The 18,825-nt window shown below is 40.8% G+C and carries 18 protein-coding genes, 2 tRNA genes and 3 rRNA genes; 19 read left to right on the forward strand and 4 right to left on the reverse strand.

The window, feature by feature from the left end; all coding sequences use genetic code 11:
* Positions 1-5: 5 nt before the first annotated feature.
* The 13 genes from BQ2683_RS02165 to BQ2683_RS02225 all read left to right on the forward strand — a co-directional run bounded on the left by BQ2683_RS02165 (position 6) and on the right by BQ2683_RS02225 (position 9,735).
* Complete coding sequence (locus tag BQ2683_RS02165; RefSeq protein WP_069987115.1) at positions 6-2,174, forward strand: RelA/SpoT family protein; 2,169 nt, start codon at positions 6-8, stop codon at positions 2,172-2,174.
* 23 nt (positions 2,175-2,197) lie between these two features.
* Positions 2,198-2,656 carry a D-aminoacyl-tRNA deacylase gene (gene dtd, locus BQ2683_RS02170; protein WP_069987116.1) on the forward strand — a complete coding sequence of 153 codons (459 nt, stop codon included), beginning with the start codon at positions 2,198-2,200 and terminating at the stop codon, positions 2,654-2,656.
* 81 nt (positions 2,657-2,737) lie between these two features.
* Positions 2,738-3,367 carry an MBL fold metallo-hydrolase gene (locus tag BQ2683_RS02175; RefSeq protein WP_069987117.1) on the forward strand — a complete coding sequence of 210 codons (630 nt, stop codon included), beginning with the start codon at positions 2,738-2,740 and terminating at the stop codon, positions 3,365-3,367.
* A gap of 24 nt (positions 3,368-3,391) precedes the next feature.
* Complete coding sequence (gene hemZ / locus BQ2683_RS02180; RefSeq protein ID WP_069987118.1) at positions 3,392-4,849, forward strand: coproporphyrinogen dehydrogenase HemZ; 1,458 nt, start codon at positions 3,392-3,394, stop codon at positions 4,847-4,849.
* Complete coding sequence (locus tag BQ2683_RS02185; RefSeq protein WP_069987119.1) at positions 4,839-5,753, forward strand: uridine kinase family protein; 915 nt, start codon at positions 4,839-4,841, stop codon at positions 5,751-5,753. The genes hemZ and BQ2683_RS02185 overlap by 11 nt, the downstream gene beginning before the upstream one ends.
* Before the next feature lie 263 nt (positions 5,754-6,016).
* On the forward strand, positions 6,017-6,463 hold the full coding sequence (locus BQ2683_RS02190) for a zinc ribbon domain-containing protein (RefSeq protein WP_069987120.1): 447 nt from the start codon (positions 6,017-6,019) through the stop codon (positions 6,461-6,463).
* A gap of 131 nt (positions 6,464-6,594) precedes the next feature.
* On the forward strand, positions 6,595-7,392 hold the full coding sequence (gene mazG, locus BQ2683_RS02195) for a nucleoside triphosphate pyrophosphohydrolase (RefSeq protein WP_069987121.1): 798 nt from the start codon (positions 6,595-6,597) through the stop codon (positions 7,390-7,392).
* Between the two features lie 63 nt (positions 7,393-7,455).
* On the forward strand, positions 7,456-7,731 hold the full coding sequence (locus BQ2683_RS02200) for an HU family DNA-binding protein (RefSeq protein ID WP_069987122.1): 276 nt from the start codon (positions 7,456-7,458) through the stop codon (positions 7,729-7,731).
* A 77-nt stretch (positions 7,732-7,808) separates the two neighbouring features.
* Positions 7,809-8,054 carry an RNA-binding S4 domain-containing protein gene (locus tag BQ2683_RS02205; protein ID WP_069987123.1) on the forward strand — a complete coding sequence of 82 codons (246 nt, stop codon included), beginning with the start codon at positions 7,809-7,811 and terminating at the stop codon, positions 8,052-8,054.
* Between the two features lie 71 nt (positions 8,055-8,125).
* Positions 8,126-8,407 (forward strand): sporulation protein YabP, encoded by a 282-nt coding sequence (gene yabP, locus BQ2683_RS02210; RefSeq protein ID WP_069987124.1) that lies wholly within the window; start codon positions 8,126-8,128, stop codon positions 8,405-8,407.
* Between the two features lie 11 nt (positions 8,408-8,418).
* Complete coding sequence (gene yabQ, locus BQ2683_RS02215) at positions 8,419-9,006, forward strand: spore cortex biosynthesis protein YabQ (protein WP_069987125.1); 588 nt, start codon at positions 8,419-8,421, stop codon at positions 9,004-9,006.
* Positions 8,955-9,251, forward strand: coding sequence for an FtsB family cell division protein (locus tag BQ2683_RS02220; RefSeq protein ID WP_069987126.1), 297 nt, complete (start codon positions 8,955-8,957; stop codon positions 9,249-9,251). The genes yabQ and BQ2683_RS02220 overlap by 52 nt, the downstream gene beginning before the upstream one ends.
* A 34-nt stretch (positions 9,252-9,285) precedes the next feature.
* Positions 9,286-9,735, forward strand: coding sequence for a S1 RNA-binding domain-containing protein (locus BQ2683_RS02225; protein WP_069987127.1), 450 nt, complete (start codon positions 9,286-9,288; stop codon positions 9,733-9,735).
* Positions 9,736-9,924: 189 nt separating this feature from the next.
* On the opposite strand, the gene BQ2683_RS02230 is transcribed toward BQ2683_RS02225, so the two are convergent.
* A complete protein-coding gene (locus tag BQ2683_RS02230) occupies positions 9,925-10,143 on the reverse strand; it encodes a hypothetical protein (protein ID WP_069987128.1) in 219 nt (72 codons plus the stop codon).
* Between the two features lie 23 nt (positions 10,144-10,166).
* Positions 10,167-10,835 carry a uracil-DNA glycosylase gene (locus tag BQ2683_RS02235; RefSeq protein WP_069987129.1) on the reverse strand — a complete coding sequence of 223 codons (669 nt, stop codon included), beginning with the start codon at positions 10,833-10,835 and terminating at the stop codon, positions 10,167-10,169.
* 152 nt (positions 10,836-10,987) lie between these two features.
* Between BQ2683_RS02235 and BQ2683_RS02240 the strand changes: the two genes are divergently transcribed.
* A complete protein-coding gene (locus tag BQ2683_RS02240; RefSeq protein ID WP_069987130.1) occupies positions 10,988-11,686 on the forward strand; it encodes a 5'-methylthioadenosine/adenosylhomocysteine nucleosidase in 699 nt (232 codons plus the stop codon).
* 69 nt (positions 11,687-11,755) lie between these two features.
* On the opposite strand, the gene BQ2683_RS02245 is transcribed toward BQ2683_RS02240, so the two are convergent.
* Positions 11,756-12,097, reverse strand: a complete 342-nt coding sequence (locus BQ2683_RS02245) for a hypothetical protein (RefSeq protein WP_069987131.1) — start codon at positions 12,095-12,097, stop codon at positions 11,756-11,758.
* Between the two features lie 163 nt (positions 12,098-12,260).
* Positions 12,261-13,190 (reverse strand): homoserine O-acetyltransferase MetA, encoded by a 930-nt coding sequence (gene metA / locus BQ2683_RS02250; RefSeq protein ID WP_069987132.1) that lies wholly within the window; start codon positions 13,188-13,190, stop codon positions 12,261-12,263.
* Between the two features lie 628 nt (positions 13,191-13,818).
* On the opposite strand from metA, the gene BQ2683_RS02255 reads away from it, so the two are divergent.
* From BQ2683_RS02255 to rrf, 5 genes are all read left to right on the forward strand, one after another.
* Positions 13,819-15,343 (forward strand): 16S ribosomal RNA (locus BQ2683_RS02255).
* Between the two features lie 117 nt (positions 15,344-15,460).
* Positions 15,461-15,536 (forward strand) — tRNA-Ala (locus tag BQ2683_RS02260).
* Positions 15,537-15,587: 51 nt separating this feature from the next.
* A tRNA-Ile gene (locus BQ2683_RS02265) sits at positions 15,588-15,664 on the forward strand.
* A gap of 142 nt (positions 15,665-15,806) precedes the next feature.
* Positions 15,807-18,644, forward strand: a 23S ribosomal RNA gene (locus BQ2683_RS02270).
* A gap of 63 nt (positions 18,645-18,707) precedes the next feature.
* Positions 18,708-18,824, forward strand: a 5S ribosomal RNA gene (rrf, locus tag BQ2683_RS02275).
* The 16S, 23S and 5S rRNA genes sit together here with 2 tRNA genes alongside, the layout of an rRNA operon.
* The last annotated feature ends 1 nt before the right edge of the window (position 18,825 follow it).

Here is an 18,825-nt window from a genome sequence, read left to right on the forward strand (position 1 = left end):
GTAAGATGGAGTATACATTTCAAACATTATTGGATGTGTTAAAAGCAACCGACAGACCGTTTGATCTGGATAAAATTACAAAGGCATATGAAGTGGCAAAAGACGCACATACAGGGCAGCTGCGTCTTTCTGGTGAACCATATGTAACCCATCCAATTGCTGTGGCTTGTATACTGGCAGAATTGGGGATGGATAACGAGTGTGTAGAAGCAGCGTTGCTGCATGATGTAGTGGAAGACACCACCGTCTCGTTGGAAGAAGTAAAAAAGAAGTTTGGGGAAGATGTTGCCTTATTGGTGGATGGCGTTACAAAACTGGGCAAAATCCCATTGACAACAAAAGAGGAACAGCAAGCAGAAAATGTCCGAAAAATGTTGCTGGCGATGGCGAAGGATATCCGTGTGGTTATTATCAAACTAGCAGACCGGTTGCACAACATGCGTACTGCGGAATTTTGGCCAGAACAAAAACAACGGGATAAATCTTTGGAAACTATGGAGGTTTATGCGCCAATTGCCCACCGTTTGGGAATACGGCCAGTAAAAGAAGAGCTAGAGGACCTTGCATTGCAATATTTGGATCCAGTTGCTTATCGAGAAATCCAACAAAAATTAAAGGATCGCGCCCTAAACAACCAAAACTATATTGAGTATATCAAACAGAAAATTGCCGCCCGTTTACAGGAGTTAAATATTTCTGCTAAGATTGATGGACGAGTAAAAAGTATTTATGGAATTTACCGGAAAGTATATATGGCAGGGCGGGAATTTGATGAAGTATATGATATTTATGCGATCCGTGTGATTGTGGATTCTGTGCTAGAATGTTATAATATTTTAGGTGCGATGCACGATTTATTTACACCGATTCCAAACCGATTTAAAGATTATATTTCGATGCCAAAACCGAATATGTACCAATCATTGCATACTACCGTGATTGCTAAAGAAGGGATTCCGTTCGAAATTCAGATTAGGACATGGGAAATGCACTATACCGCGGAATATGGGATTGCCGCCCATTGGAAATACAAAGAAGGAATCCGTGGAAAAGATAATCTGGAAGAGCGTTTGGCGTGGGTAAGGCAGATTATTGAAGCACAGCAAGAATCCCAAGATGCGGAAGATATTATGCAAAGTATTAAAACCGATATTGGTTCAGAGGAAGTTTTTGTGTTTACCCCAAAAGGAGATGTAAAAGCATTACCAGTTGGGTCTACCGTGATTGACTTTGCATATGCGATTCACAGCGCAGTTGGGAACCGTATGATTGGTGCAAAAATTGATGGACGTATTGTGTCATTAGACACTAAGTTGAAAACGGGTCAAGTGGTTGAAATTATCACCATTAAGTCGGAAAATCATGGTCCAAGTAGAAACTGGCTAAAAATTGTCGCTACCAGTGAAGCACGCAGTAAAATCCGTTCCTGGTTTAAAAAAGAGCGCAGGGAAGAGAATATTGTAGAAGGAAAAGCAGAATTAGAACGAGAATTAAAACGCAATAAAATTTATCTCCCGGATGAACAAATGGCAGAATTTTTGGAAGGAATGTGCAAAAAAAACCATTGCGAAAACCTGGAAGAATTTTATGCTGCCATTGGATATGGAGGTATCAGTTTATCCAAAATTATTCCAAGGGTCAAAGAAGCATATATTAAACTGATTAAATCAGAACAGGAACCTGTTTCAGAAGCCCCAAAAATTACTCATACCAAAGCAACGAGCGGGGTAATTGTAGAAGGGATTGATAATTGCTTGGTGAAATTTGCCCAGTGTTGTAATCCTTTGCCAGGCGACGATATTATTGGATTTATCACCCGTGGCCATGGGGTCTCAATTCACAAAAAAGATTGTGTCAATGTGCTTTCTTCTATGAAAGACCCTTCTCAGGTAGACCGTTGGATTCATGTTCGTTGGGAGCAATCCGCACCAACCAGTTATCGTTCCACTTTGGATATTGTGGCAGATTCCCGCACAGGGCTATTAGCTGATGTCAGCGTGGTTTTGGCAAACTTTAGGGTACCAATTCACGAAATTAATGCTCGCGAACTCAAAAATGGAAATGCCAATATTGTGGTTACCATTGCGATTGCGGGTGTAGAACAGTTAAATAACATTATCCAAAGAATCCATAAGATTGAAGGAGTTATCTCAGTAGAGCGTGCGAATAAATAGAAGAATAGCAAGGAGACAAACCAATGAAAGCAATTTTACAACGTACTACCCATTCCAGTGTATCCATTGACGGAGAAATAGTTGGGGAAATTCAACAAGGGTTTATGGTATTGTTGGGAATTATAGAAGGGGATACCAAAAAAGAAGCAGATACCCTTGCCACAAAACTGGCAGGACTTCGGGTATTTTCCGATGAGCAGGATAGAATGAATCTTTCTTTGCAAGATATCAACGGTGGAATTTTGTTGGTATCCAATTTTACTTTGGGTGCAGACTGCAAAAAAGGGCGTAGGCCTTCTTTTTCTAAGGCTGCCAGGCCAGAAGTGGCGAAACCACTATACGAATATTTTATTCAACAGCTACACATAAATGGAGTGGAACAGGTGGAGACTGGTGAGTTTGGAGCGGATATGGAATTGAACATTACCAATGATGGACCTGTTACCATTATTTTGGATACTGACGAACTAATTGTCAAATAAGGTTGTTTTTACCGCAGGAAATCTTGGAATAAAACAGATTTTCTGCGGTAATCGTTTTCATATTAAGGAGTGATAGATACCATGAAGATAAAACAATATGTATTAGGTCCAGTACAAACCAACTGTTTTGTTGTATACAATGACCAAAATCAGGCAGCTATCATTGACCCAGGTGCGAATGGGGCACAGATTGTAGATGCTGTCCAAAAGGATGGAAAAGAAATTACGATGGTATTGTTAACCCACGGACATTTTGACCATATTGGTGGGGTACATGAAATCCAAGAAAAGACCAATTGTAAAGTATATATCCATGAACAGGATCAGGAGTTACTGCAAGACCCTAGCAAAAATTTATCCAAATTGTTCCAGCAGGTAATATCGAAGAATTTTACCTCTGCGGAAGCAGATGTTTTGTTGAAAGATGGAGATACGATTCCATTTGGAGAAATCACCTTCCATGTAATGCACACACCAGGACATTCTAGGGGAAGCTGTATGTATTTGACAGATGGTGTTATTTTCTCTGGGGATACTATATTTAAACGAGAAATCGGACGCAATGATACCTATGGTGGAGACCCTGTGGCACAGCAAAAATCATTGCAACGGATTGCTGCAATTCCAGGGGATTCTATTATTTGTACAGGGCATGGTGAAAATACTACTTTGGAGGAAGAAAAAAAATATAATCCTTATTTTCCTCGGTAGGTAAAAAGTAAGAAGGGAATCTGTATGAAACTCAGTTTAATTGGCCACAATCATAAATATCAAATTGAAAGTTTAATTAAAATATTTTTTCCCACGGTCCGCTTTTCAGACCATGACCAATCTGGGACAGAGAAAGATTGGGTGATTACCCGCAAAAAACAGGGAAAACACCACATTTATTTGCTGGCCATTGCCTGTTTGAATGGAAAAAAACAGGCTGCGCATTTTGTAATGGCACAGGATGTTTCGGAACAGGAAGCCCGTTTGCAGCTTTGCGCCGCGCTATATTTAGCCTTATCCCGTTTGTTGAATCGCCAGTTGCCGTGGGGGATGATGACGGGAATACGACCGGTGAAAACGGTCCATCAGTTGATGGAGCAGGGAAATTCTCCTGAACAAGTAAGAAAAATTTTAAAAACCAAATATTTTGTCAGTGATGAAAAAATTGATTTATGTCTAAAAACCTTTTCCGTACAGCAAAGGTGCTTTGTAATGGAATGTCAGCCCAAAGTATTTAGTTTATATATTTCCATTCCTTTTTGCCCTACAAGATGTAGTTATTGCTCCTTTGTTTCTCAGGCAATTGCGACCAAAGCGTCGATAGAATTGATGAGGGAATATGTCAAAAATCTAATAGCCGAACTAGCAGTAACCGGAGAGATTGTGAAAAATCTTGGTTTAAAGTTGGAATCAGTTTATTTTGGCGGCGGAACACCTACCGCGTTGAGTGCAGAACTGTTGGAAGAACTTTTTGTCTGTATCCAAAAGCATTTTGACCTTAGTCAGTTATCGGAATACACAGTGGAAGCTGGTCGTCCGGATACGATTACACTGGAAAAATTACAAGTATTAAAGAAATATCGAGTATCCCGTATTAGTATTAATCCGCAAAGCTTCAATGATGAAGTGTTGCGGAATGTAGGGCGGAAGCATACAGCGCAGGATGTAATAGATTGTTACCAGATGGCTCGGAAATTAGGGATTTCCTGCATTAACATGGATTTGATTGCAGGGCTGCCTTTGGAAAGCTTAGAGAGCTTCCAACATTCGATTGATCAGGCAATTGCTTTACAACCAGAAAATATTACGGTACATACCCTTACTATCAAACGGTCTTCTGATTTTTATGCAGCAGGGGAAAAACCCAATCGGAACAGCCTGGTTGCAGAAATGGTTTCTTATGCTGGAAATCATCTGCGACAAGCAGGATATATGCCCTATTACCTTTATCGGCAGAAAAATATGATTGATAACCTGGAAAATGTAGGATATTCCAAACCGGGATTTGAAAGCCCTTATAATGTGTATATCATGGAAGAAAATCAGACTATTTTGGCGGTGGGCGCTGGTGCTGTTACAAAATTAGTAGATGAAACAGGGATTTCCCGTATTTTTAACTATAAATATCCATATGAATACAACAATGGATTTAGCGAGATGATTCGCCGGAAACAGCAGGTGGTGAATTTTTATGAGAAATGATCAATTTAACGTCCAAACAATAAACCTGATGGCTATGCAAGGCGCGCACCATATTGTGGATTACTCTGAACGGAAATATCGGAATGAAATCCAGCGGGTGGCACAACGAATTAACAGCAATAAAAAATGCAAAAAAATTATTTTAATATCTGGACCTTCTGCCTCTGGAAAGACGACAACTGCCCAGTTGCTCTGTAAGGAGTTGGAGCATTTGGGGGTACAATCTGTTATGATTTCCTTGGATGATTTTTTTCTGAATGCGGATAAAACCCCTATTTTGCCCAGTGGAGAACGGGATTTCGAAAGTGTGCGAGCATTGGACTTAAACTTGTTCCACCGTTGCTGCCAAGAACTATTGGAACAGAAATGGACTCGTATCCCTTGTTATGACTTTAAACAGGGAAAACGTTCTGGAGATCGTTTTTTGGAGATTACCAATCATGTTGTGATTGTAGAAGGGATTCATGCGTTAAACCCATTAATGATTCCAGAAGGCAAAGAGAAAAATATTTACCGGGTTTATATTTCCGTCCAAAGTGAATATGAATCCGATGGGCAGATTGTATTGACATCCAGAAATATTAGATTGATGCGTCGAATTTTGCGGGATAGCAAACATAGAAATGCCTCTGCGAAAAAAACGTTGCAGATGTGGCGGAATGTGGTGGAAGGGGAACGAAAATATATTATCCCTTACCAAAATCGGGCGGATGATGTAATTGACTCCCTGCATCTTTATGAGCCGTTGCTCTATAGAGAAATGCTATTGCCACTATTGGAACAAGTACAAGACCCAGAATATCACAAAACAGTGGAAACTTTACAAAATGCATTGCAACTTTTTGAAACAATTGGATTAGAAGAACTTCCAAGCGGTTCTCTGATTAACGAGTTTGCAAAATAATCCAATAAAATGGTCATTTCATTCGAAAAAGAATGGAATATCGAAATATTTTTCATATTTTGCAAATAAATTGAGCCTGATTTAAACCAAATCTTATATTTGTTCATGAAAATGTAATTGAAACGATATTTGCTTTTTACTATAATAAATAGTATTAATAAATAGAATACTGCATGTATGAGGGAGTGCTATATTCTAAGAGTATAGTAGAAATAACTAATACACAAAACAGATACAGTAATTCTGAAAAGGAGGAATATTTTATGGGTGTATGGGAAGAAATTTGGGATAAGACCAAAGATGTGGCGAATGCAGCCGGAAAAAAAACAGGTGAAATTGTAGAGATTTCAAAATACAAAATACAAGTAGCACAGATTAATGGTGACATCCGTTCCCAGTATGAAAAGTTAGGCAATGCTGTTTATAACATGGTCAAAGCGGATTATGAAAATCCTGAACTAGTAAATTCTATTGTGGATGAGATTGATGACTTGCTAGACCATTTAAAAGAAACAGAGGATAAAATAGCGGAACTAAAAAAAGTAATCAAATGCCCTTGCTGCGGTTATAATAATCCTCAGGAAGCTTCTTATTGTTCTAAGTGTGGATGTAAACTGGAACAACAGGAAAAATCAGATGAAATCCATGTAGAACCAGCGGAAGAACAGGATTGGATTCCAGAAGAAACGGAACAGCCACAAGAAAATTAGAAAATATTTTCAATTTATCAAAAATAAATCGCAAAAACACTTGAAAAATCCTGTGTTTTCGGGTAGTATAGTAAAATGTAAGCCAAGAAACAGACTGGGCTAACATTTGTGGTAAAAGAGGATTTTATTCAATGGTGGATTTTGAGCAGAAAGAGCATTACAAGATAGAAGACCTTTTGGACATCATGAAAATCCTTCGTGGGGAAAATGGTTGCCCTTGGGACCAGGTGCAGACTCACCAGTCAATCCGCAAAAATATGATTGAAGAGACCTATGAAGTCGTAGAAGCGATTGACAAGGAAGATCCCATCCTATTACAGGAGGAATTGGGGGACGTCCTGATGCAAGTGGTATTCCATTCCCAGATTGAAGAATCGGAAGGTCGTTTTACCTTTGATGATGTTTGTGATGGGGTTTGTAAAAAGCTAATAGTACGACATCCTCATGTGTTTGGAAACCTCTCTGTTGCTGACTCCGATGAAGTGCTGACAAACTGGGATAGTATTAAACGGAAAACAAAGGGGCAAACTTCTTTTACAGAAACATTGCAAAGTGTTCCGGCAGTACTGCCAGCTTTGATGAAAAGTGAAAAGATACAAAGCAGAGCTGCAAAAGCAGGATTTGAATACCCAAATATTGCAGGAGCAATGTATGATTTGGTCAGTGAAGTGGAAGAATTAAAACAAGCCATTACAGATGGAAACCAGGAGAATATAGACGAGGAATTAGGGGATGTGTTGTTTAGTTGTGTTAATGTATCCCGTTTTGCAAAGATAGATAGCGAACATTCCTTAACAAAATCCTGCAATAAATTTATTTCCCGCTTCGCTAAGGTAGAACATCTGTGTCGGGAACAAGGAATGGAAATGACTGAGGCAAGCCTGGAACAGTTAGATGAACTTTGGAAAAAAGCAAAGACCATTCAGTAATTCATAGGGGATTACCTATTGAATATATTTTTATTATTAAGTGAAAAATGGAGGTAACGCAAAATGACAAAATCTGAGTTAATCAGTGTTGTAGCTTCTAAAGCAGAACTCTCAAAAAAAGACGCAGAAAAAGCAGTTGTAGCTGCAATTGAAGCAATTACAGAAGCTCTGACAGAAGGCGATAAAGTACAGCTTGTTGGATTTGGTACATTTGAAGTTCGTGAGCGTAAAGCAAGAGATGGCAGAAACCCATTAAATGGTGAACCTATGCACATCCCTGCTACAAAAGTTCCCGCTTTTAAAGCTGGAAAAGCTTTAAAAGACGCTGTTGCGAAATAACAAATACAATCAATCGTCGGCTGTACTAAACTGCCGACGATTTTTATATCATTTTTATTTTAGATAAGGAAACATATATGCGTTTAGATAAATATTTAAAAGTAACAAGGCTAATTAAACGCCGAACAGTGGCGAATGAAGCCTGTGATGCCAAAAGAATAGAAGTAAATGGAAAGCCAGCTAGAGCTTCCTATGATGTAAAAATTGGAGATATCATTCAAATTAACCTGGGAGCAAATCCATTGAAAGTAAAAGTGCTGAGCATTAGCGAACATGTAACCAAGGCAGATGCTTCGGACCATTACCAAGTAATAGAGGCATAATCCACCGGATCCGGTATTTTTGTTAGGAAAAAAACATATAATGTTACTAACAAAAATATGGAGGGATTCAGATGATTGAGGAAACGAAACGTGTTGCGGTACAGAATATTATATTGGAAAACAGGAAAAGCCTAACAGTATCCGGTGTGAAAGATGTAGATAGTTTTGATGACCGTTCTGTTGCTATGGAAACAAATTTAGGTATGTTGACAGTGAAAGGAGTAAATCTACATATCAATCAATTCAATACGGATACTGGAGAACTTTCCTTGGAAGGGACAGTGGATTCCTTGGTGTATAGTGAACAGGAAAAACGTTCTGCTTCTAGCTTTTTTACCAAGCTTTTTAAATAGGGTAGACAACCATGAATATGATTTTGTCGCCTGAAGCAGTCATTTTTTTATGGTCTACTTTATTGGGGACTGTGTTGGGTGTTTGCTATGATATATTCCGTATTTTACGGATTGCTGTGCCATCTGGAAAAGTATTGATTTTTATAGAAGACTTACTCTTTTTTTTATTGGCGGCAATTGTCAGCTTTTTCTTTTATCAGGCAGTAAATCAGGGAATTATACGAGGTTATTTTTTAATTGGAGAATTGCTGGGCTTTGTATTGTATTATGGTACCGTTGGCAAGATTGTTTACCGATGTGCAGAATGGATTATTCGATGGATAAAAAAGATTTTTGGTTTTATTTTCCGGATTCTTCTATTTCCATTGAAGCAGATTTTCCGGTTATTTCGAAAACCATTGCGTTATTTACGGAATGTTTTCAGAAAATTATGGAAAAAACTGAAAAATATCTTGCAGTCGAAAGCAGTTATGGTGTATAATTACTTTAATCCGAAAAATAAATGGAAACAGCGGGAGCAACAACCTGTCAGAAAGAAAGGCCGGATATGGCGAAAATTAAAAAGAAAAGGAAACCAAAAAATATCATATTTAAAATAGCAGTTTTGGTTTTTGCCATTGCAGTAGTAGGGCGTTTGGTAACGTTACAGGTGGATATTGCGCAAAAAAAGCGTGAGCTAGTGGCGTTACAGGCCAAGGTGGAACAACAAACCAATGAAAACAAAGAACTGCAACAATTGCTGGATTCTGGTATGGACCGGGCTTATATTGAAAAAATAGCCCGAGAAAAACTGGGGTATGTTTCCCCGCGCGAACGGGTATTTGTAGATATTACACAAGAATAAAATTTAATGATTTAAGGAGGCAGTCGGGTTTTTTATGCAGCTTGATGTGGGTAAAATTTTAGAAGGTAAAGTTACAGGAATTACAAATTTTGGTGCTTTTGTTGATTTAGGGGAAGGAAAAACAGGAATGGTACATATTTCTGAAATTTCGAACGGTTATGTAAAAGAAATTTCGGACCATTTAAAAGAAGGAGACCAAGTCAAGGTAAAAGTGCTAAAAGTTGGTGACGATGGCAAGATTAGCTTGTCAATAAAACAAGCGCAGCCAAAACCAGACGCTCCTCCATCCGGGAACCGTCAAACACAACGCCCTCGTTCTGGAGGACCACGCAATTTTGACCGTCCAAAAAATAATGCTCCAATGTCGTTTGAAGACATGCTGAATAAGTTTAAACAGAGTAGCGAAGAAAAAATGTCTGATATTAAACGGAATATGGATGGGAAACGTGGTAGTTCCTATTCCCGTAGAGGGAACCGTTCTTAAAAAGATAGTAATAAAAAACTCCAATCTAACTGGATTGGAGTTTTTTATTACTGTTTAAGCAAAAAATATTCGCCAAAAGGATAAGCTTGAAATCGTTTGTTATATGAGTAGAGTAAAGATAAAACAAAGAAATATTGGTAATATAGAGCGTTCAAGATTCTAAAAAACAAAGAGAAGATGTTTCTCAATTTAATTTTCTTCTGATGAATCTGCCTTTTCTCGATAATCTTTTACTAGATGTATGATAAAAGTAATGATCAATGGAATTAAGGTTGCAGCGGCTATAACAAATGCAATCCAGTTTAAAATTGTAATGCTGGAAAAATCGACTTCAAGTAAATAAAGGATAGATAAAATGATTAAAGCAATAGGGGTTAATTTTTCCTTTAGATAGTTTAAATATTTCATAGAAACGCTCCTTTTGGCAATTGTTAGTCAATCCGCCAATCAATTGGCTGTTGACCGGTTTGTTTTAAAAATTCGTTGGCTTTGGAAAAATGGTGGCACCCAAAAAATCCATTGTATGCAGAATATGGGCTTGGATGGGCTGCTTCTAAAATCAAATGCTGTGGGGAAGTAATAAGTTCCCGTTTTCTTTTGGCGTTTGCCCCCCATAGTAAAAAGACCAGAGGTTTTTCTCGTTCATTTAATTTTTGTACAATATGGTCGGTAAAAATCTGCCAACCAATATCCTTATGGCTGTTAGCGGAACGGGCACGTACTGTCAGCACAGTATTGAGTAACATAACCCCTTGTTTTGCCCATTGCGTCAACTCTCCATGGGTTGGGATTGGCAAGCCCAAATCGGCTTGAATTTCTTTATAAATATTTTGTAGGGATGGAGGGACATTCATTCCTTTTTTTACAGAAAAAGACAAACCATGGGCTTGTCCAGGACCATGGTAAGGGTCCTGTCCTAAAATAACAACTTTTGCGTTTTCGTAGGAAGTATATTTCAGAGCGTTAAAAATATCGTACATATTTGGATAGATTGTTTGCGTTTTGTATTCATGTGCTAATATTTTCCGCAATTTTTGGTAATATTCCTGTTCAAATTCCTCTGCTAATATTGTGTCCCAATCGTTTCCGATTTGTACCATAGTCACGAACTCCTTTTTCTTTTAATACTAGTTTTATTGTATTATAAAATGCAAAAAAAAACAATAACTATCCTTGGTAAATTTCCGCTTTGTCAGAATTGTATTTGTATGATATAATAAAACAAATTGAATCGAATGGAGGAATGCAGCTTATGAAAATCGGGATTATTGGTGCGATGGATAGTGAAGTGGATGGATTAAAACATCAACTAGAGGATTATACTGTTGAATCGATTAGTACTGTGGATTTTTTTTCGGGAAAATTGTGTGGTGTTGAGGTCATCGTTGCAAAAGCTGGTGTGGGGAAAGTAAATGCAGCCATTTGTGCCCAGACGATGATTTTGGCATATCGTCCTGATGCCATTATTAATATTGGTGTTTCCGGAGGTTACCACAGCTTAAATATTGGAGATGTTGTTGTAGCAAATGCTGTAGTAGAACATGATATGGATACATCTCCGCTCGGTGACCCAAAAGGATATATTTCTGGATTGAATTTGGTGCAAATGCCAGCAAACAGCCATTTATCCCAGCAACTGATTTCTGCCGCAGAGCGAGTAGGAGTTCATTGTAAATCCGGTTTGATTGCGTCGGGAGACCAATTTATCAACTCCAATTCCAAAGTAGAAGAGTTGTACCGGGAATTTCATGCGATTGCTTATGAAATGGAAGGCGCTTCTATTGGACATGTTTGTACACAAAACAAACTTCCTTTTGCCGTGTTGAGGGCAATTTCTGATAATGGGGATGATAATTCTAATATTGACTTCCCTACTTTTGTTCAGATGGCAGCAGAGCGTTCCATTTCAATTATTTTAGGTTTTTTAACTGCTCTGTCAAAGGCTCATTAAAACAATTTGATAAAAGAAAAAGACTGCTGTAAAGAATTCTTTGCAGCAGCCTTTTTTATGAGAAACTATTTAAGAAGCAATTGCTATATGAGCCTCATGAATATTCGAAAAATATACACATCCATGGGCGGAAAAATCAGAGATAGTTTGGGCAGTTTCTATACCAATAATATAATCAAAAGATAAATCTGGATTTCCATTGGGAATGATACTGGTTGGTATCATATTTTGATTTAAAGTATGCGCTACTGAGATAGGAGCATATAATTGATAACCTAACTGGAACAAATCTTCTGCTAAGGCGATACCTGCTAGGTTATCCGTAGATGGGAAAAAGAGCAGCGCCTTTTTAGGGACATGGTTATAACTTTCCTCATTTTGAATATTGGGTGTACAGACATTTGTTAACATAGCAAGATCTCCTTTCTAATTGTTTTTTTAGTTCTATTTATATTATACACCAAATGAATAAATATGCAATATATTTTGATTAAAAACTTTATTTTTGTATAAATATTCATTTTTTAGGTTGGTTTCCTGTGAATAATCACAAAAAAATGGTTGAGAATGAATCTCAACCATGATATAAATCTAATTCTTTTAAGTCGTAAGGTGTATTTTGGTATACCACATAGTTTAACCAGTTAGAAAATAAGAGGTTGGCATGGCTACGCCAAATAAAACGCGGTGTTTCGTTGGGATCATCATTTGGAAAATAATTATAAGGTACTAAAATATTTAAGCCTTTGTCCATATCCCGTTGGTATTCATTCGCCAAAGTATCGCGATCATATTCAGAATGGCCAGTGATAAAAAAGTCACGCCCATTTTTAGAGGCAATAATATGTACGCCGGATAAATGGGAGACAGTAAGCAAGTCCAGATTTGGATTTTCATCAATTTCTTGAGCAGGAATATAAAAATAGCGGGAATGTGGGACATAAAAAGTTTCATCAAAACCACGAACTAATGGATGGTTTGGAATTAAGACACTATGAGGAAAAATTCCAAATATTTTTTCTTCTTGTAATTTTCGTTTGATACCATACTGATAATAAAGTGCAGCAATAGCCCCCCAGCAGATATTTAATGTAGAAAAAACATTGTGTTTTGCCCAGTCAAATATGGTAGTAAGCTCTTGCCAATAATCTACATCCTCAAATTCCATATTTTCTAAAGGTGCGCCTGTCACAATCATACCATCAAAACGCTGGGTTTTAATATCCTCAAAGTTTTTATAAAATTTCAGCATGTGGGTTTGGGGAGTATTTTTTGAAACGTGGCTTGCGGTTTGAAGTAGCTCAATATCTACCTGCAAAGGAGAGTTACTTAATAAACGCAAGATTTGGGTTTCGGTTTCTACTTTTTTGGGCATTAAATTTAATAGTAAAATTTTTAAAGGACGGATATCCTGTTTATCAGCCCGTTCTTGATTCATAATAAAGATGTTTTCATTTTCCAATGTTGTGGCAGCTGGTAAACTGCTCGGTATATTAATCGGCATAAAACCACTCCTTATTTTTCTAACGATATCATTTAAATATGATAGTTTTAAGTGTGATTTCTATTATATCAAATAATAAATAGATTATCAATTCATTTCCGAATAACCATTCTAAAAAAGGGAATAATAAGAAAAAGTATTGTTGAATATAAATAACTAAAATGTCATAAAAATAGCTAAACCACAGAAAAAAGGAAAAAGTAGTTGACAAAAGGGAGAAGGTGTGATATATTATTAAAGCTGCAACGGAAGAGCGGCCGGGAGGGCAAGAGGCGCCGTTGAGCAAAAAGGAAGAAACGAAAAAAGATGAAAAAACATCTTGACAAAGAGGAAGCGATATGATATAATAAATAAGTCGCTTCTGAGGCAAGCGAAACGAAAGAAACAAAAAACTTTCAAAAAAAGCTTGACAAAATCACAGAGATGTGATAAAATAGTAAAGCTGCTTGAGGGCAGCGGTCAAGAAACGACAAAAACAGGACCTTGAAAATTAAACAATATAGTAAGTAACGAAAACGAACCAATCCTTGTTAATTCAAGAGTTTTAGTTATTTTAGAAAAAATGACGTTAGCGTATTCGAGTAATACGAGCTAGATTAAATCATTCGAGAGGATGTTTTGATATGATTAAATTAAGAGTTTGATCCTGGCTCAGGACGAACGCTGGCGGCGCGCCTAACACATGCAAGTCGAACGGAGATACCTGTTAGATCCCTTCGGGGTGACGATGGACTATCTTAGTGGCGGACGGGTGAGTAACACGTGAGCAACCTGCCTTACAGAGTGGGATAACGTTTGGAAACGAACGCTAATACCGCATAACATTAACTTATCGCATGGTAAGATAATCAAAGAAATTCGCTGTAAGATGGGCTCGCGTCTGATTAGATAGTTGGTGAGGTAACGGCTCACCAAGTCGACGATCAGTAGCCGGACTGAGAGGTTGAACGGCCACATTGGGACTGAGACACGGCCCAGACTCCTACGGGAGGCAGCAGTGGGGAATATTGCACAATGGGGGAAACCCTGATGCAGCGACGCCGCGTGAGGGAAGAAGGTTTTCGGATTGTAAACCTCTGTCTTCAGGGACGATAGTGACGGTACCTGAGGAGGAAGCTCCGGCTAACTACGTGCCAGCAGCCGCGGTAATACGTAGGGAGCGAGCGTTGTCCGGAATTACTGGGTGTAAAGGGAGCGTAGGCGGGACAGCAAGTTGAATGTGAAATCTATGGGCTCAACCCATAAACTGCGTTCAAAACTGTTGTTCTTGAGTGAAGTAGAGGTAGGCGGAATTCCTAGTGTAGCGGTGAAATGCGTAGATATTAGGAGGAACACCAGTGGCGAAGGCGGCCTACTGGGCTTTAACTGACGCTGAGGCTCGAAAGCGTGGGTAGCAAACAGGATTAGATACCCTGGTAGTCCACGCTGTAAACGATGATTACTAGGTGTGGGGGGGTCAACCTTCCGTGCCGGAGTTAACACAATAAGTAATCCACCTGGGGAGTACGACCGCAAGGTTGAAACTCAAAGGAATTGACGGGGGCCCGCACAAGCAGTGGAGTATGTGGTTTAATTCGAAGCAACGCGAAGAACCTTACCAGGTCTTGACATCCAACTAACGAGATAGAGATATGTTAGGTGCCCTTCGGGGAAAGTTGAGACAGGTGGTGCATGGTTGTCGTCAGCTCGTGTCGTGAGATGTTGGGTTAAGTCCCGCAACGAGCGCAACCCTTACCATTAGTTGCTACGCAAGAGCACTCTAATGGGACTGCCGTTGACAAAACGGAGGAAGGTGGGGATGACGTCAAATCATCATGCCCCTTATGACCTGGGCCACACACGTACTACAATGGCTATTAACAGAGGGAAGCAATACCGCGAGGAGGAGCAAACCCCTAAAAATAGTCTCAGTTCGGATTGCAGGCTGCAACCCGCCTGCATGAAGCCGGAATTGCTAGTAATCGCGGATCAGCATGCCGCGGTGAATACGTTCCCGGGCCTTGTACACACCGCCCGTCACACCATGAGAGTTGGCAACACCCGAAGCCAGTAGCCTAACCGCAAGGAGGGCGCTGTCGAAGGTGGGGTTGATGATTAGGGTGAAGTCGTAACAAGGTAGCCGTATCGGAAGGTGCGGCTGGATCACCTCCTTTCTATGGAGAACTGACAGGATGGTAAGTGTTAGGAGCTATATTGTTTAATTTTGAAGGCCCTGAGTCTTCAGAAAAATAATTGATGGGAAAAGCGGCAACCTAGAAACCCTGGAAAATGGGGGTGTAGCTCAGCTGGGAGAGCACCTGCCTTGCACGCAGGGGGTCAGGAGTTCGATCCTCCTCATCTCCACCACAACCGAAAGGTTGAACAGGGAAAAGAGAGACCGACAGCCGAATCTAACATGGGCTCATAGCTCAGGTGGTTAGAGCGCACGCCTGATAAGCGTGAGGTCGGTGGTTCGAGTCCACTTGAGCCCACCAAGTTACTTGAAAAAGTAACAAAGAAGAAGTACCTTGAAAACTGAATAAGTAAAGCGATAAAAGTAGTTAAGACAAATATCTTTTTTAAAAAAGGGTAAAAATACTACTACAATTTGAAAAAGTTGGAGAACATAATTCAAATGGTCAAGCTACAAAGAGCGCAGAGAGAATGCCTTGGCATTAGGAGCCGATGAAGGACGTGGTAAGCAACGATATGCTACGGGGAGTCGCAAGCAGACATCGATCCGTAGAATTCCGAATGGAGGAATCCGGCAGTGGTTATGCACTGTCATCATATACTGAATCCATAGGTATATGAGGGGAACCGCCTGAACTGAAACATCTAAGTAGGGCGAGGAAGAGAAATCAACCGAGATTTTCCTAGTAGTGGCGAGCGAACGGGAAAGAGGCCAAACCAAAGGTAGCAATATCTTTGGGGTTCGGACTGCAATGTGTATCTGACGAGTTAGGAGAAGTGCATGGGAAGGCACACCAAAGGAAGTGAAAGTCTTGTATCCGAAAACAGATCAGAGCTAGCAGTATCCAGAGTACCGCGGGACACGTGAAACCCCGTGGGAAGATAGGGGGACCACCCTCTAAGCCTAAATACTACCTAATGACCGATAGCGAAAAGTACTGTGAAGGAAAGGTGAAAAGAACCCCGGGAGGGGAGTGAAATAGAACCTGAAACTCTGTGCTTACAAGCAGATAGAGCACGTCAAAGTGTGATATCGTACCTATTGTAGAATGGTCCGGCGAGTATACGTATGTAGCAAGGTTAAGAACTTCAGGTTCGGAGCCGAAGCGAGAGCGAGTCTGAATGGGGCGTTTAGTTTCATGCGTATGACCCGAAACCAGGTGACCTATCCATGTCCAGGTTGAAGTGACGGTAACACGTCATGGAGGACCGAACCCACTCCCGTTGAAATGGTAGGGGATGAGATGTGGATAGCGGAGAAATTCCAATCGAACTTGGATATAGCTGGTTCTCCCCGAAATAGCTTTAGGGCTAGCGTTGCCATAAAGATTACCGGAGGTAAAGCACTGAATAGTCTAGGGGCCGAGAGGCTACCGAAACTTATCAAACTCTGAATGCCGGATAATCATGGGCAGCAGTCAGACTGTGTGAGATAAGTCTCATAGTCAAAAGGGAAAGAGCCCAGACCCACAGCTAAGGTCCCAAAGTACATTTAAGTGGAAAAGGATGTAGGATTGCGAAAACAACCAGGATGTTGGCTTAGAAGCAGCCACACATTTAAAGAGTGCGTAATAGCTCACTGGTCGAGTGGTCCTGCGCCGAAAATTTAACGGGGCTAAAATGTACACCGAAGCTTGGGCTTGATACGTAAGTATCAGGGGTAGGGGAGCGTCGTATACGGAGAGAAGTCATAGCGGAAGCGGTGGTGGACTGTATACGAGTGAGAATGCCGGAATGAGTAGCGAGAATTATGTGAGAATCATAATGGCCGAAAGCCTAAGGTTTTAGGAGGAAGGTTCGTCCGCTCCTAGTAAGCCGGGAGCTAAGGTGAGGCCGAAAGGCGTAGCCGATGCACATACGGTTGATATTCCGTAGCCTCCAAAAGATTTAAGCAAAGGGACACTTTAGAAGGGTGTAAGCCGGGCGTTGGTAGACCCGGTCGTAAGGGACTGAAATTAGAGTAAGGAAGTACACTTGGATGAAGGCGAGAAAAGCTTTGTGGATATCTTCGGAGCCCGTACCGCAAACCGACACAGGTAGGTAGGAAGAGGATTCTAAGGCCAACGGGAGAAGGGTTGTTAAGGAACTCGGCAAGTTGACCCCGTAACTTAGGGATAAGGGGTGCTCTAGCAATAGAGCCGCAGAGAATAGGCCCGGGCGACTGTTTATCAAAAACACAGGTCTCTGCTAAATCGAAAGATGACGTATAGGGGCTGACACCTGCCCAGTGCTGGAAGGTTAAGAGGAGGAGTGAGAGCTCTGAATTGAAGCCCCAGTGAACGGCGGCCGTAACTATAACGGTCCTAAGGTAGCGAAATTCCTTGTCAGGTAAGTTCTGACCCGCACGAATGGTGTAACGATCTGGGCACTGTCTCAACAATCCACCCGGCGAAATTGTAGTACCGGTGAAGATGCCGGTTACCCGCGACTAGACGGAAAGACCCCATGGAGCTTTACTGTAGCCTAATATTGGATTTTGGTATTTCATGTACAGGATAGGTGGGAGGCTAGGAAGCAAAGGCGTCAGCTTTTGTGGAGCCATCGTTGGGATACCACTCTTGGAGTGCTGAAATTCTAACCTGCGGCCATGAATCTGGTCGGGGGACATTGTTAGGTGGGCAGTTTGACTGGGGCGGTCGCCTCCTAAAAGGTAACGGAGGCGCTCAAAGGTTCGCTCAGTACGGACGGAAACCGTGCATTAGAGTGTAAACGCATAAGCGAGCCTAACTGCGAGACTGACAAGTCGAGCAGTAACGAAAGTTGGAGTTAGTGATCCGGCGGTATGTGAGTGGAAATGCCGTCGCTCAACGGATAAAAGCTACCCTGGGGATAACAGGCTGATCTCCCCCAAGAGTCCACATCGACGGGGAGGTTTGGCACCTCGATGTCGGCTCATCGCATCCTGGGGCTGGATTCGGTCCCAAGGGTTTGGCTGTTCGCCAATTAAAGCGGTACGCGAGCTGGGTTCAGAACGTCGTGAGACAGTTCGGTCCCTATCTGTCGTGGGCGTAGGATATTTGAAAGGAGCTGTCCCTAGTACGAGAGGACCGGGATGGACGCACCTCTGGTGTACCTGTTGTCATGCCAATGGCACGGCAGGGCAGCTATGTGCGGATCGGATAAACGCTGAAGGCATCTAAGCGTGAAGCCGTCCTTAAGATAAGATATCCCACTGGGTTAACCAGGTAAGACCCCTTGTAGACTACGAGGTTGATAGGCTCAAAGTGTAAGCGTCGTGAGGCGTTAAGCTAGCGAGTACTAATCGGTCGAGGGCTTGACCAATGATATGTTCTAAAATCGTGATACTTATTCAGTTTTGAGGGTACTGAACCTTCAAAAGAAATAGACGGTGTTAATGGCGATGAGGATCCACCTGTTCCCATACCGAACACAGTAGTTAAGCTCATCAACGTCGAAGATACTTGGCTGGAGACGGCCTGGGAAAATAGAAAAATGCCGTCAC

This window comes from Massilioclostridium coli (genome assembly GCF_900095865.1).
Classification (GTDB): domain Bacteria; phylum Bacillota; class Clostridia; order Oscillospirales; family Ruminococcaceae; genus Massilioclostridium; species Massilioclostridium facile.

Coding starts and splice junctions, on each gene's coding strand:
- BQ2683_RS02165 (WP_069987115.1), top strand. CDS start 6: ATGGAGTATACATTTCAAACATTATTGGATGTGTTAAAAGCAACCGAC.
- dtd (WP_069987116.1), top strand. CDS start 2,198: ATGAAAGCAATTTTACAACGTACTACCCATTCCAGTGTATCCATTGAC.
- BQ2683_RS02175 (WP_069987117.1), top strand. CDS start 2,738: ATGAAGATAAAACAATATGTATTAGGTCCAGTACAAACCAACTGTTTT.
- hemZ (WP_069987118.1), top strand. CDS start 3,392: ATGAAACTCAGTTTAATTGGCCACAATCATAAATATCAAATTGAAAGT.
- BQ2683_RS02185 (WP_069987119.1), top strand. CDS start 4,839: ATGAGAAATGATCAATTTAACGTCCAAACAATAAACCTGATGGCTATG.
- BQ2683_RS02190 (WP_069987120.1), top strand. CDS start 6,017: ATGGGTGTATGGGAAGAAATTTGGGATAAGACCAAAGATGTGGCGAAT.
- mazG (WP_069987121.1), top strand. CDS start 6,595: ATGGTGGATTTTGAGCAGAAAGAGCATTACAAGATAGAAGACCTTTTG.
- BQ2683_RS02200 (WP_069987122.1), top strand. CDS start 7,456: ATGACAAAATCTGAGTTAATCAGTGTTGTAGCTTCTAAAGCAGAACTC.
- BQ2683_RS02205 (WP_069987123.1), top strand. CDS start 7,809: ATGCGTTTAGATAAATATTTAAAAGTAACAAGGCTAATTAAACGCCGA.
- yabP (WP_069987124.1), top strand. CDS start 8,126: ATGATTGAGGAAACGAAACGTGTTGCGGTACAGAATATTATATTGGAA.
- yabQ (WP_069987125.1), top strand. CDS start 8,419: ATGAATATGATTTTGTCGCCTGAAGCAGTCATTTTTTTATGGTCTACT.
- BQ2683_RS02220 (WP_069987126.1), top strand. CDS start 8,955: ATGGCGAAAATTAAAAAGAAAAGGAAACCAAAAAATATCATATTTAAA.
- BQ2683_RS02225 (WP_069987127.1), top strand. CDS start 9,286: ATGCAGCTTGATGTGGGTAAAATTTTAGAAGGTAAAGTTACAGGAATT.
- BQ2683_RS02230 (WP_069987128.1), bottom strand. CDS start 10,143: ATGAAATATTTAAACTATCTAAAGGAAAAATTAACCCCTATTGCTTTA.
- BQ2683_RS02235 (WP_069987129.1), bottom strand. CDS start 10,835: ATGGTACAAATCGGAAACGATTGGGACACAATATTAGCAGAGGAATTT.
- BQ2683_RS02240 (WP_069987130.1), top strand. CDS start 10,988: ATGAAAATCGGGATTATTGGTGCGATGGATAGTGAAGTGGATGGATTA.
- BQ2683_RS02245 (WP_069987131.1), bottom strand. CDS start 12,097: ATGTTAACAAATGTCTGTACACCCAATATTCAAAATGAGGAAAGTTAT.
- metA (WP_069987132.1), bottom strand. CDS start 13,190: ATGCCGATTAATATACCGAGCAGTTTACCAGCTGCCACAACATTGGAA.